The organism is Streptomyces sp. NPDC038135 (genome assembly GCF_055601245.1).
The window spans coordinates 458,492-472,433 of sequence record NZ_JBVJXS010000001.1 but is presented as its reverse complement, the minus strand read 5'-3'; the positions used below and the strand labels follow the sequence as shown (position 1 = coordinate 472,433).

General features: G+C 72.7%; 15 protein-coding genes. 8 read left to right on the top strand and 7 right to left on the bottom strand.

Annotated features, from left to right (window positions below; genetic code table 11):
- The first annotated feature begins 207 nt into the window (after positions 1-207).
- The gene (locus ACZ7JA_RS02220) at positions 208-780 is read left to right on the top strand and encodes a hypothetical protein (RefSeq protein ID WP_470806869.1); all 573 of its coding nucleotides are present in this window, start codon (positions 208-210) and stop codon (positions 778-780) included.
- On the opposite strand, the gene ACZ7JA_RS02215 is transcribed toward ACZ7JA_RS02220, so the two are convergent.
- The 4 genes from ACZ7JA_RS02215 to ACZ7JA_RS02200 all read right to left on the bottom strand — a co-directional run bounded on the left by ACZ7JA_RS02215 (position 752) and on the right by ACZ7JA_RS02200 (position 3,489).
- The gene (locus ACZ7JA_RS02215) at positions 752-1,369 is read right to left on the bottom strand and encodes a Maf family protein (RefSeq protein ID WP_351671496.1); all 618 of its coding nucleotides are present in this window, start codon (positions 1,367-1,369) and stop codon (positions 752-754) included. The genes ACZ7JA_RS02220 and ACZ7JA_RS02215 overlap by 29 nt on opposite strands.
- 40 nt (positions 1,370-1,409) lie before the next feature.
- Entirely contained in the window at positions 1,410-1,538 is a 129-nt protein-coding gene (gene mmpB / locus ACZ7JA_RS02210; RefSeq protein ID WP_268894155.1) for a morphogenic membrane protein MmpB, read from the bottom strand.
- Positions 1,539-1,610: 72 nt separating this feature from the next.
- Positions 1,611-1,820, bottom strand: a complete 210-nt coding sequence (locus ACZ7JA_RS02205; protein WP_250402483.1) for an acyl-CoA carboxylase epsilon subunit — start codon at positions 1,818-1,820, stop codon at positions 1,611-1,613.
- Positions 1,821-1,887: 67 nt separating this feature from the next.
- A complete protein-coding gene (locus tag ACZ7JA_RS02200) occupies positions 1,888-3,489 on the bottom strand; it encodes an acyl-CoA carboxylase subunit beta (protein WP_351671501.1) in 1,602 nt (533 codons plus the stop codon).
- Positions 3,490-3,600: 111 nt separating this feature from the next.
- Here ACZ7JA_RS02200 and ACZ7JA_RS02195 point away from each other — a divergent pair, with 111 nt between their 5' ends.
- On the top strand, positions 3,601-4,461 hold the full coding sequence (locus ACZ7JA_RS02195) for a biotin--[acetyl-CoA-carboxylase] ligase (protein WP_401131922.1): 861 nt from the start codon (positions 3,601-3,603) through the stop codon (positions 4,459-4,461).
- Between the two features lie 627 nt (positions 4,462-5,088).
- The gene (locus ACZ7JA_RS02190; protein ID WP_199211737.1) at positions 5,089-6,207 is read left to right on the top strand and encodes an adenylate/guanylate cyclase domain-containing protein; all 1,119 of its coding nucleotides are present in this window, start codon (positions 5,089-5,091) and stop codon (positions 6,205-6,207) included.
- Here the strand turns inward: ACZ7JA_RS02190 and ACZ7JA_RS02185 are convergent.
- On the bottom strand, positions 6,198-6,830 hold the full coding sequence (locus ACZ7JA_RS02185) for a hypothetical protein (RefSeq protein ID WP_389303863.1): 633 nt from the start codon (positions 6,828-6,830) through the stop codon (positions 6,198-6,200). The genes ACZ7JA_RS02190 and ACZ7JA_RS02185 overlap by 10 nt on opposite strands.
- Positions 6,831-7,017: 187 nt before the next feature.
- Here ACZ7JA_RS02185 and ACZ7JA_RS02180 point away from each other — a divergent pair, with 187 nt between their 5' ends.
- From ACZ7JA_RS02180 to hutH, 3 genes are all read left to right on the top strand, one after another.
- Entirely contained in the window at positions 7,018-7,812 is a 795-nt protein-coding gene (locus ACZ7JA_RS02180; RefSeq protein ID WP_351671509.1) for an enoyl-CoA hydratase/isomerase family protein, read from the top strand.
- Positions 7,813-7,922: 110 nt separating this feature from the next.
- Positions 7,923-9,065 carry a GGDEF domain-containing protein gene (locus ACZ7JA_RS02175; RefSeq protein ID WP_351671512.1) on the top strand — a complete coding sequence of 381 codons (1,143 nt, stop codon included), beginning with the start codon at positions 7,923-7,925 and terminating at the stop codon, positions 9,063-9,065.
- Between the two features lie 95 nt (positions 9,066-9,160).
- On the top strand, positions 9,161-10,699 hold the full coding sequence (gene hutH, locus ACZ7JA_RS02170) for a histidine ammonia-lyase (protein ID WP_389304121.1): 1,539 nt from the start codon (positions 9,161-9,163) through the stop codon (positions 10,697-10,699).
- Between the two features lie 54 nt (positions 10,700-10,753).
- Here hutH and ACZ7JA_RS02165 read toward each other — a convergent pair whose 3' ends face one another.
- Positions 10,754-11,524: a hypothetical protein gene (locus ACZ7JA_RS02165; protein ID WP_351671515.1), complete on the bottom strand. Its 771-nt coding sequence runs from the start codon at positions 11,522-11,524 to the stop codon at positions 10,754-10,756.
- Positions 11,525-11,566: 42 nt separating this feature from the next.
- Positions 11,567-11,884, bottom strand: coding sequence for an LAETG motif-containing sortase-dependent surface protein (locus ACZ7JA_RS02160; RefSeq protein ID WP_389446080.1), 318 nt, complete (start codon positions 11,882-11,884; stop codon positions 11,567-11,569).
- Between the two features lie 109 nt (positions 11,885-11,993).
- On the opposite strand from ACZ7JA_RS02160, the gene ACZ7JA_RS02155 reads away from it, so the two are divergent.
- Both ACZ7JA_RS02155 and ACZ7JA_RS02150 read left to right on the top strand, forming a co-directional pair.
- Entirely contained in the window at positions 11,994-12,341 is a 348-nt protein-coding gene (locus ACZ7JA_RS02155; protein WP_351671520.1) for a hypothetical protein, read from the top strand.
- 217 nt (positions 12,342-12,558) lie between these two features.
- Positions 12,559-13,806, top strand: a complete 1,248-nt coding sequence (locus ACZ7JA_RS02150) for a L,D-transpeptidase (protein WP_351671522.1) — start codon at positions 12,559-12,561, stop codon at positions 13,804-13,806.
- Positions 13,807-13,942: the final 136 nt, after the last annotated feature.

The following is a 13,942-nucleotide window of genomic DNA, read 5'->3' as shown; positions in this document are numbered from 1 at the left end:
GACGTGTGGTCAAGGTCTCTGTGAGAGGGTGCCGCGCCCCACTCCGTTTCTTTGTCGAGTCCCTACGAATGGCCCAATGATTCTTTGCCGGTGGCCGAACCCTTGTCCCAGGGTTTACCCGTTAGTAGCGTTCGCGGCGACGCGAACGTACCCGGGGTAACCGGGTTTTGGGTGGAAAGTGGGTGGGAGCCGGTGGTGCGCAGACCGGTGGCATGGGTCGTAGCGATCGTCCTTCTGGGCGAGGCGTTCGGCCTCGGGGCGCTGAACTGGTTCCTCGGGGTGGTCGTGGAGCGCCAGAAGATGTCGCTGGCCGGACTCGACCCGGACGTCATGTCGACGTCCTCGAAGATCGGCGGCGTGGTCTTCGGCCTCTACTTCGCCCTGTGCGCCCTGGTGGCCCTGCTGGTGGCGCTGCGCGACCGCGCCCCCGCCGGCTTCGGCCGGGTGCTGCTGGTCAGCGTGGCGGTCGTGCACGGCCTGCTGGGGGCCTTCACGCTGAGCCTGGTGGGCTGGCCGGCCTTCGTGTTCATGGTGGTGATGCTCGCCCTGATCGTCCTGCTCCTGGTGACCTACGACCGGGACGCCGGCCCGGAGCGGAGCGTGTCCGGCGGCGCCCCCGGGGCGGGCGGCGACCCGAGGGCCGAGGACGAGCCGGCCGCCGGGTCTCCGGAGGCCGCGGGCGCCGCGCACGGCGGTGCGGGCGAGCGGCGGGACGGCGAGGAGGGGCCGCGGGAGTCCGTGCCCGCCCAGGTCACTCAGCCGGCGCCCACAACTCCGTGATGCCGACGCCCAGTTCGGCCAGCAACCGGCGAACGAGGGGCAGGCTGATGCCGATCACGTTGCCGTGGTCGCCGTCGATGCCCTCGATGAACGGCGCCGAACGGCCGTCCAGGGTGAACGCCCCGGCGACGTAGAGGGGTTCGCCGGAGGCGACGTACGCGGCGATCTCCTCGTCCGAGGGATCGCCGAAGCGCACGACGGTGGACGCGGTCGCGGAGACGTACCGCTTGGCCGTCGTGTCCCACACGCAGTGCCCGGTCTGCAGGGTGCCGGCCCGCCCGCGCATCGCCTTCCAGCGGGCGGTGGCCTCCTCGGGGTCGGCGGGCTTGCCGAGCGCCTGCCCGTCCAGCTCCAGCACCGAGTCGCAGCCGATCACCAGGGCGCCCAGCACGTCCGGCCTGGCCGCCACCACCGAGGCCTTGGCCTCGGCCAGGGCGAGCGCGAGCTCCGCCGGGGTGGGGGCGCTGACGGCGTCCTCGTCGACCCCGCTCACGATCACCTCGGGAGCGAGGCCGGCCTGGCGCAGCAGACCGAGCCGGGCGGGGGACTGGGAGGCGAGCACGAGCCGCCTGCGTGGCTTGGCAGTCATGCGGCCAGGTTAGGCCCTCCCGCGCGGATCGGGCGCCGCGCTACCGCAGACCGATCACGATCATGCCGAGCACCATCGCCAGGGCCAGGACGAGTCCGAGCCGCCGCAGCATCTCCTGCGTGTCGCGCAGTTCTTCGGGCGGCTCGTTCTCGGGGTCTGACCACAGCATTCCCCCAGCCTGCGGCCGGCTCCGGGCCGGGCGCCTGAGTACCCGTACTCAAGTCGGCACCCGGCGCGGGACTCAGCTCGGCCAGTAGGTGCGGGTCCAGGACGCCGGGCCCGGCTGGGGCAGGCGCGCGGACGCGATGCGGGCCGGGTCCGACCACGAATCCCTGGTCCCGGGCGCGCCGGGCGGCGCCGCGGCGGCCGCCACGGCGCGGGCCCTGACCACCGCCAGGGCGGCGGCCAGCTCCTCGGGGGTCGGATTGCCTCGTACGACCTTGATGTTCATGACCGCTCCAGGGGTCCGCGGGGCGGGGGCCCGTCCGCCGTGGTCCGCCGGACGGGCCCCACAGGTCCTACAGGGGGATGTTGCCGTGCTTCTTCGGAGGCAGGGATTCCCGCTTCGTGCGCAGTTGACGCAGGCCGCGGACGATGTGGGAGCGGGTGTCGGACGGCATGATCACCGCGTCGACGTAACCCCGCTCGGCCGCGACGTAGGGGTTGAGGAGGGTGTCCTCGTACTCCTGGATCAGCCGGGCCCGGGTGGCCTCGCCGTCTCCCTGGCCCTCCGCCTCGGCGATGGTGCGGCGGTGCAGGATGTTGACGGCGCCCTGGGCGCCCATGACGGCGATCTGGGCGGTCGGCCAGGCCAGGTTGAGGTCGGCGCCCAGGTGCTTGGAGCCCATGACGTCGTAGGCGCCGCCGAAGGCCTTGCGGGTGATGACGGTGATCAGCGGGACCGTCGCCTCGGCGTAGGCGAAGATCAGCTTGGCGCCGCGCCGGATGATGCCGGTGTGCTCCTGGTCGACGCCCGGCAGGAAGCCCGGCACGTCGACGAAGGTGAGCACCGGGACGTTGAAGGCGTCGCAGGTCCGTACGAAGCGGGCGGCCTTCTCTGAGGCGTCGATGTCCAGGCAGCCGGCGAACTGCATCGGCTGGTTGGCGACGACGCCCACCGGGTGGCCCTCGACCCGTCCGAAGCCGGTGACGATGTTCGGCGCGAACAGCGCCTGCGTCTCGAAGAACTCGGCGTCGTCCAGCACGTGTTCGATCACCGTGCGGATGTCGTACGGCTGGTTCGCGCTGTCCGGGACCAGGGTGTCCAGCTCCAGGTCCTCGGCGTTGACCGTGAGGTCCGCCTCCTCGGCGAAGACCGGGGCCTCGCTGAGGTTGTTGGACGGCAGGTACGACAGCAGCTGCTTGACGTACTCGATGGCGTCCTTCTCGTCCCCGGCCATGTGGTGGGCCACACCGGAGGCGGAGTTGTGGGTGCGGGCGCCGCCCAGCTCCTCGAAGCCGACGTCCTCGCCGGTGACCGTCTTGATGACGTCCGGGCCGGTGATGAACATGTGCGAGGTCTGGTCGACCATGACCGTGAAGTCGGTGATCGCCGGCGAGTACACCGCGCCGCCCGCGCACGGGCCGACCACCAGGCTGATCTGCGGGATCACCCCGGACGCGTGGGTGTTGCGGCGGAAGATCTCGCCGTACGCGCCGAGGGAGGCCACGCCTTCCTGGATGCGCGCGCCGCCGGAGTCGTTGATGCCGATGACCGGGCAGCCGGTCTTCAGCGCGAAGTCCATCACCTTGACGATCTTCTGGCCGTAGACCTCGCCGAGGGCTCCGCCGAAGACGGTGAAGTCCTGGGAGAACACCGCGACCGGGCGGCCGTCGACCGTGCCGTAGCCGGTCACGACGCCGTCGCCGTACGGGCGGTTCTGCTCCAGGCCGAAGTTGGTGGAACGGTGACGGGCGAACTCGTCGAGTTCGACGAAGGAACCCTCGTCGAGGAGGAGTTCGATGCGCTCACGCGCCGTCAGCTTGCCCTTTGCGTGCTGCTTCTCGACGGCGCGCTCCGAGCCGGCATGCGTCGCCTCGTGGATACGGCGCTGCAGATCCGCGAGCTTGCCCGCGGTCGTGTGGATGTCGATCTCTTGGCGCTCTTCCGGCTCGGACATCGGGATCGCGGCTCCCTGCCTGCTCAAAAGGGGGGACGGTTACTCATCCGTAGCGTAGTGGTGCCGCTGCGCATCAGCAGTGCGGCGTTTCCCACACCTAGGGTGACTTGCATGACGCCGCACAATGCATCAGACGACAACCGCTGGTCCGATCTCGACCGACCGCCTCTGAACGCCGCGGCGCTGCGGCGCGGGCTGATCCGGGAGGGCGGCCTTTGGTCGGAGCTGGAGCTGGTCCGGCGGACCGGGTCCACCAACTCCGACCTGGTGGCCAGTGCCGCCGCCGGCCGGGCGGACGAGGGCGCGGTGCTGGTCGCCGAGGAGCAGACGGCCGGGCGGGGCCGGCTGGACCGGCAGTGGACCGCGCCGCCGCGGTCCGGTCTGTTCTTCTCGGTGCTGCTCAAGCCGGCCGAGGTGCCGGTGGCCCGCTGGGGCTGGCTGCCGCTGCTCACCGGGGTCGCGGTGGCGACGGGGCTGTCCCGCGCGGCCGGCGTGGACACGGCACTCAAGTGGCCCAACGACCTGCTGGTGACCGTCGGCGGCGAGGAGCGCAAGACCGGCGGCATCCTCGCGGAACGGGCCGGGGACGACGGGGTCGTCATCGGTGTGGGCATCAACGTCAGCCTGCGCGCCCAGGAGCTGCCGGTGCCGCAGGCGGGGTCGCTGGCGCTGGCCGGCGCGGTGAGCACCGACCGCGACCCGCTGCTGCGCGGCGTGCTGCGCTCGCTGGAGGACTGGTACGGACGCTGGCGCTCCGCGGGCGGCGACCCCGCCGTCAGCGGACTCCAGGAGACCTACGCGGCGGGCTGCGCCACCCTGGGCCGCACGGTCCGCGCCGAACTCCCCGGAAACCGCTCCGTCGTCGGCGAGGCCATCGCGGTGGACGGCGACGGCCGCCTGGTCATCGCCACGGAATCAGGAGTCCGGGAACCGGTAGGCGCAGGCGACATCGTCCACCTGCGCCCCGCATAGCCAGCGGCCTCGCTCACCGGCTGGGGGTCCCCCTGAAGGGGCGCGGGGAACTGCGCGACCGACCCCCACGGGCCCGCGGCCGGGGACGACGGGTTGGCGCCCTCTGTCGAGCCGCGTCGGAGTGGCCTCGCTCACCGGCTGGGGGTGCGCCTGAAGGGGCGCGGGGAACTGCGCGACCGACCCCCACGGACCTGCGGCCGGGAACGCCGGGTTGGCGCCCGCTGCCGAGCAGCGTCGGAGTGGCCTCGCTCACCGGCTGGGGGTGCCCCTGAAGGGGCGCGGGGAACTGCGCGCCCGACCCCCACGGACCCGCGGCCGGGGACGACGGGATGACGCCCGCTGCCGAGCCGCGACGACACGGCTCCGCCTTGCCGACCGGGCGCGCCCGAGAAGGGGCGCGGGGAACTGCGCGACCAGCCCCCACGGCCCGCGGCCGAGCAGGGCAGGGGCCGCCCCGGGACGGACCCCGCCGCGGGGCGGCCGGGGGTGCCGGACCCCGGCAGACGCCCCCGCTGACCGGCACCGCAAGCGGACCCCAGCCCAACCCAACGGAGTGAGCTGGCGCACATCTGCCGTAGAGTTGAGGCCGGTCGTACCTGACCGCGGCAGATCGGAAGGGCAGCAGGCGTGACCGTCGACGACACGGGCTCCGGCGCGGACGCGCGGGTGGACCCCCACGCCGCCGACCCCGGCGAGGATCCGCTCGCCCTGCGCCTCGAGCAGCTCATTCTCGGCGCCGAGCGGCGCTACACCCCGTTCCAGGCGGCCCGCAGCGCGGGCGTCTCCATGGAGCTGGCGTCCCGCTTCTGGCGGGCCATGGGCTTCGCCGACATCGGGCAGGCCAAGGCCCTCACCGAGGCCGACGTGCTGGCCCTGCGGCGGCTCGCCGGTCTGGTCGAGGCGGGCCTGCTGAGCGAGGCCATGGCGGTGCAGGTGGCCCGGTCCACGGGACAGACCACCGCCCGGTTGGCCGAATGGCAGATCGATTCCTTCCTGGAGGGCCTGACCGAGCCGCCCGAGCCGGGCATGACCCGCACCGAGGTCACCTATCCGATCGTCGAGCTGCTGCTGCCGGAGCTCGAGGAGTTCCTGGTCTACGTGTGGCGGCGGCAGCTCGCCGCCTCCGCCGGCCGGGTCGTGCAGACCGCCGACGACGAGGAGATGGTCGACCGGCGGCTCGCCGTCGGCTTCGCCGACCTGGTCGGGTTCACCCGGCTGACCCGCCGCATGGAGGAGGAGGAGCTCGGCGAGCTGGTCGAGGCCTTCGAGACCACCGCCGCCGACCTGGTCGCGGCGCGCGGCGGGCGGCTCATCAAGACGCTCGGCGACGAGGTGCTCTTCGTCGCCGACGACGGCGGCACGGCCGCGGACATCGCGCTGCGGCTGGTCGAGACGATGGCCAACGACGAGACGATGCCGGAGCTGCGCGTCGGCATGGCGTTCGGCACGGTCACCACGCGCATGGGCGACGTCTTCGGCACGACCGTCAACCTCGCCTCCCGGCTGACCTCCATAGCCCCGCGCGACGCCGTGCTGGTGGACAGCGCCTTCGCCGAGGAGCTGATCCGCACCAAGGAGGCGCCCGCGTCCGAGGCGGAGGCCGCCGAGGCCGCGGCCGCCGCGGAGAAGGAGGGCGAGGAGCCGCCCTCGTACCGCTTCGCGCTCCAGCCGATGTGGCAGCGCCCGGTGCGCGGGCTCGGCGTGGTCGAGCCGTGGCTGCTCGGCCGCCGCGACGGTCAGTCCTGACCGCCGCCCAGCACGTCCACGCAGAGGCCGATCACCGGTAGGCACAGTCCGTCGTCCCGGGTGGGCGGGGTCGTCGTGCCCCGGCCCGGGGTGGGCGCGGGCGGCGGTGCGGGTGCGGACGACCGGGTCGGCGCGGGCGCCGTGGGCGAGGCGTGCGGTGCGCTCGGGGCCGGCTCGGTGCGCCGTGGGGCGGTGGTCGGGGCGCCGGTGCCGCTCGGGTGCGGCGCCCGGGTGGCCGAGGGGCCGGGGACGGCCTCGTCCGTCTCCGCCGGGTCCGTCGGGGCCGCGCTCACCCCGCCCATGGCCGAGGTGGCGGAGGGCCGGGTCGTGCGGGCGGCGCCGACGGCCACGGCCGTGTCCGTGGAGCGGGCGGTGGTCCCGCCGCCCGGGTCGACGCGGGGCTCGGCCTGCGCCGTGTCCGGGGCCCCGACACCGGACTCCGGTGCGGCCCGGACGAGGCTGAGGACGCCGGCGGCCAGCGCCAGTCCGCCGGCGGCGAGCAGCACCTTGCGGGGGCGGGGCTTGCGGTGCCGGCCGCGGCGCGCGAAGAGCGCGGCGCTCTGCGCGGCGTCGCTCCGCTGATTCGTTTCCCCGGCACCGGACTGGGCGCGTATCGGTCTCATGAGGTCCCCTCCCCACCGTGGCGCGGAGCGCACGTTATGCGCTCCCCTGGGCGGTGTGTGGCAAGACGGCCGGGATGTCACTCGAACGGGTGTAGGGCGTCGATACGGGCGGCCCTTTCCCGGGGCGGGGTCCGACTGCGATGATCGGGGCCGACAGTCAGTTAACCCGCGTTAACCGGAGGGCGTCATGAGCGAGGAGCGGTACGGGGAGTTCGTGCTGGTGCGGCGGCACGGGCACGTGGCGGAGCTGGTGCTGGACCGGCCCAAGGCCATGAACGCCGTCTCGACGGAGATGGCCCGCTCCCTCGCGGGCGCGTGCGCGGCGCTCGCCGCCGACCGGGAGGCGCGGGTGGTCGTGCTGACCTCCTCGCACGAACGCGCGTTCTGCGTCGGGGCCGACCTGAAGGAGCGGAACTCCTTCAGCGACGCCGACCTGGTCAAGCAGCGGCCGGTGGCGCGCGGGGCGTACACCGGGGTGCTGGAGCTGCCGATGCCGACGATCGCGGCGGTGCACGGCTTCGCGCTGGGCGGCGGGTTCGAGCTGGCGCTGTCCTGCGACCTGATCGTGGCCGACCCGACGGCGGTGGTGGGGCTGCCCGAGGTGTCGGTGGGCGTGATTCCGGGCGGCGGCGGTACGCAGTTGCTGCCCCGGCGGGTCGGGGCGGCCAGGGCGGCCGAGCTGATCTTCACCGCGCGGCGGCTGGACGCGGCGGAGGCCGCCGGTCTGGGCCTGGTGGACCAGCTGACCGAGGAGGGCCGGGACCGCGAGGAGGCGCTGGCGCTGGCGGCGCGGATCGCCGGGAACTCGCCCGTGGGGCTGCGGGCCGCCAAGCGGGCGCTGCGGCTGGGGCACGGGCTGGATCTGCGGGCCGGCCTCGAGGTCGAGGACGCGGCGTGGCGGTCGGTGGCGTTCTCCGGGGACCGGGCGGAGGGCGTGGCGGCCTTCAACGAGAAGCGTGCGCCGCAGTGGCCGGGGGAGTGAGCGCGGGGGCGTGAAGGGCGCCACGGTCACGCCGGACCCCACCGTCACGCTGCGTCACCTTCGGTCCCTTGATGTTCCTGTTCATCCCATTTTCTTCCTAATCTGGAGCAATGGGTGAGGACAAGCGGCTGGCCGCCGTGGTGGCGCTGGCTCAGGGGATGGCCGCGGCGCGTGCGCCGATGGAGTCGTGGCGCGCCGCCGCGCTCGGCGCGTGCTGGGCGCTGGACGGCAGCTTCGCCGCGCTGTCGGTGTGGGAGCGGGACCTGGGCCGGCTGCGGGTGCTGGTGAACGTGGGGGAGCGCCGCCCGGACGAGGAGGAGTTCCCCGAGGCGGAGACCTACCCGGTGCACCAGTTCCCGGAGATCACCGAGTTCCTGCACGAGCGCTGGGCGGGCGGGGGCGGCCCGAACGCCTGGGTGGAGACCGCCGAGGGCACGGCCGCCGGCGACCGGGGCTACTTCCACCACCGGGTGGCCGCGCTGCGCCGCCGCGGCCGGGGCTGCTGCGTGGTCGCCCCCGTCGTGCTGCACGGCCGGGCGTGGGGCGAGCTGTACGTGGCCCGGGCGGTCAGCGTGCCGGTGTTCGGGCCGCCGGACGCCGACTTCGCCACCGTGCTGGCCGCAGTCGTCGCCGCCGGGCTGGCCCAGACCGAGCGGCTGGAGGAGGCCCAGCGGCTGGCGTTCACCGACTCCCTCACCGGTCTCGCCAACCGCCGTGCCGTGGACGTGCGGCTGGAGGAGGCCGTCGAGGCGCACCGCACCCGGGGCGTCGTCGTCAGTCTCGTCGTGTGCGACCTCAACGGGCTCAAGCGGGTCAACGACACCCTCGGCCACGCCGTCGGCGACCGGCTGCTGGAACGGTTCGGCTCGGTGCTCTCGCTGTGCGGGGCGATGGTGCCGGGCGCGCTCGCCGCGCGGCTCGGCGGCGACGAGTTCTGCCTGCTGGTGGCGGGGCCGCCGGCCGACGACGTGGTCAAGGCGGCGGACGAGCTGTGCCGGCGGGCCGGGGAGCTGGAGCTGGGCGAGGGGGTGGCGTGCGGCGTCGCCTCGACCGAGGATCCGATCGGGCCGGTGCACGACGCCCGGCGGCTCTTCCGGCTGGCCGACGCCGCGCAGTACCGGGCCAAGGCGCTGGGCGCGGACCGGCCGGTGGTGGCGGGCCGGGAGGGTCCGGACGACCCGGTCGTACGCCTCGCCGACGAGCCCCCGCCGGAGCGGGCCGAGCGGCGCCGCTTCCGGGGCCGGCTGCCCTGAGGCGCGTGAGGTGAAGCTCACGGGGCGGTAAGGGGCGCTCCCGTACCCCACTAGTGACACATGCGCATTCAATGCGTACGCTCCTGAATATGGATATGCACACTGTGGTGGTGGGGACGTCCGGTGTCACGGCGTCCGACGTTCTCGCCGTGGCGCGCGGCGGCGCCCGCATCGAGCTGTCGGCCGAGGCCGTGGCGGCCCTCGCGGCGGCCCGGGAGATCGTGGACGCCCTGGCGGCCAAGCCCGACCCGGTCTACGGCGTCTCCACCGGTTTCGGGGCCCTGGCGACCCGGCACATCAGCCGGGAACTGCGTGCCCAGCTCCAGCGCAACATCGTCCGCTCGCACGCCGCCGGCATGGGCCCGCGGGTCGAGCGCGAGGTCGTACGCGCTCTGATGTTCCTTCGGCTGAAGACCGTCTGCTCCGGACACACCGGGGTCCGGCCCGAGGTCGCGCAGACCATGGCCGACGTGCTCAACGCCGGAATCACCCCGGTCGTGCACGAGTACGGCTCGCTGGGCTGCTCCGGCGACCTCGCCCCGCTCTCCCACTGCGCCCTGACCCTGATGGGCGAGGGGGACGCCGAGGGCCCCGACGGCGCCGTCCGGCCCGCCGGCGAACTGCTCGCCGAGCACGGGATCGCCCCCGTGGAGCTGCGCGAGAAGGAGGGACTCGCCCTCCTCAACGGCACCGACGGCATGCTCGGCATGCTGGTCATGGCCCTCGCCGACCTCGACACCCTGTACAAGTCCGCCGACGTCACCGCCGCCCTCAGCCTCGAGGCGCTGCTCGGCACGGACAAGGTGCTCGCCCCCGAACTGCACGCCATCCGCCCGCACCCGGGCCAGGGCGCCTCCGCCGCCAACATGCTGGCCGTGCTCAAGGGCTCCCAGCTCACCGGCCACCACCAGGACGACGCCCCCCGCGTCCAGGACGCCTACTCGGTGCGCTGCGCCCCGCAGGTCGCCGGCGCCGGCCGGGACACCCTCGCGCACGCCCGCCTGGTCGCCGAGCGCGAACTGGCCTCCGCCGTCGACAACCCCGTGGTCCTTCCCGACGGCCGGGTGGAGTCCAACGGCAACTTCCACGGCGCGCCCGTCGCCTACGTGCTGGACTTCCTCGCCATCGCGGCCGCCGACCTCGGCTCCATCGCCGAGCGCCGCACCGACCGGCTGCTGGACAAGAACCGCAGCCACGGCCTGCCGCCGTTCCTCGCCGACGACGCGGGCGTCGACTCCGGTCTGATGATCGCTCAGTACACCCAGGCCGCGCTGGTCAGCGAGATGAAGCGGCTCGCCGTCCCGGCCTCCGCGGACTCCATCCCCTCCTCCGCCATGCAGGAGGACCACGTGTCCATGGGCTGGTCGGCCGCGCGCAAGCTGCGCACCGCCGTCGGCAACCTCGCCCGGATCATCGCCGTCGAGCTGTACGCGGCCACCCGCGCCCTCGAACTGCGCGAGGGCCTGAGCCCGGCGCCCGCCTCCCGCGCGGTGATCGACGCCGTACGCGCGGCGGGCGTGCAGGGTCCGGGCCCGGACCGCTTCCTGGCCCCCGACCTGGCCGCCGCCGACGCCTTCGTCCGCGGCGGACGCCTCGTCGCCGCCGCCGAGTCCGTGACGGGCCCGCTGGCCTGACCGCCGCCCCTCGGGGGCGCCGTCACCGGCGCCCCCACCGGCACGCACACGCCGTCACTTCAGCTTGGCTGCCTGGGCCTTGACGACCGGTGCCGAGACCGCGTACGGCTTCTTCGACATCATCGCGCCGATGTTGATCGTGGAGTACGTGGCGAGGGTGTTGCCGTGCCGCACGACCTCGCCGTGCAGAGGCATGTCGCCCTCGTCGGAGCTGTCGTTGGTCGCCGTGAAGGCCACCGACTCGTCACCGGTGCCCGAGGACTTCTCCTCGGCGACCTTGGTGAACTTCCCCTTGTCGCCGTCCTGCTCACCGGCGAAGCCGCCCGCGCACGCCTTCACCGCGTCGGAGACCGACTTCAGGGCCTTCTCGGCGCCGTCGCCGTCGTACGAGGCGAGGGTGACGACCGTGACGTCCAGGTCCATGGACTCGTTGAGCGCGTCCTCGAACTTGCCGTCGGCCATGTCGTCCAGGGACGTGGCGTCGTCCGTGGGGTCCTTCTTGTCCTCCGTGGCCATGCGGCTCGCCTGGGCCGCCGGCTCACCGGGCGCGATGGCGGTCAGGGCCCGCAGCAGCGGGTCGCACCGGGTGTCCTCCGCCTTGACCTCGCTCTTGTCGGGGAGGCCGCCCTTGACGGAACCCACCTTGAACCCCGGCACCTCGCCCTTGGCGATGAGCCGGTCCTTCAGTTCGGCGGCGGTCAGCGCCTTCGCCGAGCCGCTCTTGCCGTCCGCGGAACCGCCGTCGGAGCAGCCCGTGAGGAGGGCGAGGGACAGAGCGCCCACAGCCGCGGTGGCGCACAGCCGCACGCCCGATGATCTCTTCATGAGCGGACTATGAACGCGCTGTCAAAGAAACGTCAAGCGGGATTAAAACCCGAGGCGTTCGCGGCGCACCGAATACACCACGAACCCGGCGCCCACGGCGAGGAAGAGACTGCCGCCGACGACGTACGGCGTGGTGTCGAAGCTGCCGGTGTCGGCCAGCTCCGTGGTGTCCGCGGCGTCGGCCGTCGTGGCCTCGCTCACGGCCCTGGCCTGCTGCGTGACCGGTGTCGTCGAGGCCACCCGGGTCGTCGCTCTCGCCGTGTCGTCCTGGGACGCGTTGGCGGACGGGACGAACCAGAGGGCGCACAGGAGCGTCCCCGCGGCGGTGGCGGTCAGCAGCGGACGGCGAGCGGATGACACGGAATATCGATCCCCTTGTGACGCTGGCGAATTGGCCGTGTGGGGCGATGTTAGTGAAAGTCGCGGGTCACAGGAAAGTCACAAGGGGTTTCAGCCGTACGCTCCCGCCATGAACACGGAAGAGACATCCAGATTTGTACGCCTTCGGGTGGAGTTGGTCCTCGAGGTGGAGGACGGTGACGAGCTGACCAAGGCCGCCCTGCGCCGGCTCGCCGCCGACCAGGAGCTGCCGCAGGAGGAGCGGTCGCAGGCCGAGGGCGCTGTGACGGAAGACACCGCCGAGGCCCTCGCCTACCTCGTGGACCCGTTCGACCTGGTCAGCGAGGTGCCCGGGGTGGAACTCCAGCAGGCCTCCTGGTCCAGCGAAAGCATCGACTACGACCCCGACTCCCCGGACTGGGACGTGGACGAGGATGATGGAGGCCAGGACGACGAAGAAGAGGGCGGCATCGGCTGAGCGTCCCGGGGCACTTGTGCACCCCGGACGGCAACCGCCGTCCGGGGCTTTGTCGTCTCAGGGGGCGCACGGACGACTTCGGCACCACCGTCACGGGCGGGCGTGGGATGGCCCACACCCGCGAGCCGCGTGGGGCGGGACGGATCGCCCGTAGCGTGGAAGGTTCCCATGGGGACTCGGGGTTCTCGCGATTTCGGCAACGATGGAGAAGCGTGTGATGACGGACAGTAAGCGGCGCAAGGGCCTGACGGTCGCGTCCGCACTGCTCGGCGGTGTGCTGGCACTCACCGGCTGTTCCGGCGGCGACGACGCCAAGGCGTCCGGCGGTGGTGACACCTCGCAGGCCAAGGCCGACGAGGCGGCGGCCAAGAAGTCGTCCGAGGCCCAGATCACCATCACGCCGAAGGACGGCTCCAACAACGCCTCCATCAACAACTCGGCGGCCGTCGAGGTCGCCAAGGGCACTCTCACCAACGTGTCCATGACCACCGAGGACGGCAAGGCCGTGGCCGGCGCGCTGTCCGCCGACAAGACGAGCTGGAAGCCGAGCGCCCAGCTCGAGCGGTCCACCACCTACAAGCTCGCCGCCGAGGCCAAGGACTCCGAGGGCCGCGTGGCCCACGAGAACGCCTCCTTCACCACGGTCTCGCCGACCAACAGCTTCATAGGCAACTTCACGCCGGAGGACGGTTCGACCGTCGGCGTGGGCATGCCGGTGTCGATCAACTTCGACAAGGCCATCACCAACAAGGCCGCCGTGCAGAAGGGGATCACGGTCACCTCCAGCAGCGGTCAGGAGGTCGTGGGGCACTGGTTCAACGCCAACCGGATCGACTTCCGCCCGGAGGCGTACTGGAAGGAGAACTCCACCGTCACGCTGAAGCTCGCGCTCGACGGTGTCGAGGGCGCCTCCGGCGTCTACGGCGTGCAGCAGAAGACGGTCACCTTCCACATCGGCCGCAACCAGGTCTCCTACGTCGACGCGCAGACCAAGAAGATGAAGGTCACGCAGGACGGCCGGACCGTCAAGACCATACCGATCTCCGCCGGTTCGCCGGAGAACAAGACGTACGAGGGCATCATGGTGATGTCCGAGAAGTTCAAGCAGACGCGCATGAACGGCGCGACGGTCGGCTTCACCGACGACGACGGCAAGGGCGAGTACGACATCAAGGACGTGCCGCACGCCATCCGGCTGACCAGCTCCGGCACCTTCCTGCACGGCAACTACTGGGGCGCGAAGTCCATCTTCGGCAGCGTCAACACCAGCCACGGCTGCGTGGGCCTGTCCGACACCAAGGGCGCCAAGGACCCCAGCACCCCCGCCGCCTGGGTCTACGAACACTCTCTCATCGGTGACGTCGTGGTGATCCGGCACACCGGCGACAAGACCGTGTCCCCGGACAACGGCCTCAACGGCTGGAACATGGACTGGGCGCAGTGGAAGGCCGGCTCCGCCGTCTGATCCCGCGCTCCCCGCACGACCGCTCCGGTGCCGCCCCTGTCCCAGGGGCGGCACCGGCGTTTCCGGGCTCCTCCCTGGGCGGGGCACGGCCTTCTCATGGATCTTTTATCGCGGCCTTATCGAGTCATCACGGTCC

Coding starts and splice junctions, on each gene's coding strand:
- ACZ7JA_RS02195 (WP_401131922.1), top strand. CDS start 3,601: ATGACGCCGCACAATGCATCAGACGACAACCGCTGGTCCGATCTCGAC.
- ACZ7JA_RS02185 (WP_389303863.1), bottom strand. CDS start 6,830: ATGAGACCGATACGCGCCCAGTCCGGTGCCGGGGAAACGAATCAGCGG.
- ACZ7JA_RS02175 (WP_351671512.1), top strand. CDS start 7,923: ATGGGTGAGGACAAGCGGCTGGCCGCCGTGGTGGCGCTGGCTCAGGGG.
- mmpB (WP_268894155.1), bottom strand. CDS start 1,538: ATGCTGTGGTCAGACCCCGAGAACGAGCCGCCCGAAGAACTGCGCGAC.
- hutH (WP_389304121.1), top strand. CDS start 9,161: ATGCACACTGTGGTGGTGGGGACGTCCGGTGTCACGGCGTCCGACGTT.
- ACZ7JA_RS02180 (WP_351671509.1), top strand. CDS start 7,018: ATGAGCGAGGAGCGGTACGGGGAGTTCGTGCTGGTGCGGCGGCACGGG.
- ACZ7JA_RS02200 (WP_351671501.1), bottom strand. CDS start 3,489: ATGTCCGAGCCGGAAGAGCGCCAAGAGATCGACATCCACACGACCGCG.
- ACZ7JA_RS02205 (WP_250402483.1), bottom strand. CDS start 1,820: ATGAACATCAAGGTCGTACGAGGCAATCCGACCCCCGAGGAGCTGGCC.
- ACZ7JA_RS02155 (WP_351671520.1), top strand. CDS start 11,994: ATGAACACGGAAGAGACATCCAGATTTGTACGCCTTCGGGTGGAGTTG.
- ACZ7JA_RS02215 (WP_351671496.1), bottom strand. CDS start 1,369: ATGACTGCCAAGCCACGCAGGCGGCTCGTGCTCGCCTCCCAGTCCCCC.
- ACZ7JA_RS02165 (WP_351671515.1), bottom strand. CDS start 11,524: ATGAAGAGATCATCGGGCGTGCGGCTGTGCGCCACCGCGGCTGTGGGC.
- ACZ7JA_RS02150 (WP_351671522.1), top strand. CDS start 12,559: ATGACGGACAGTAAGCGGCGCAAGGGCCTGACGGTCGCGTCCGCACTG.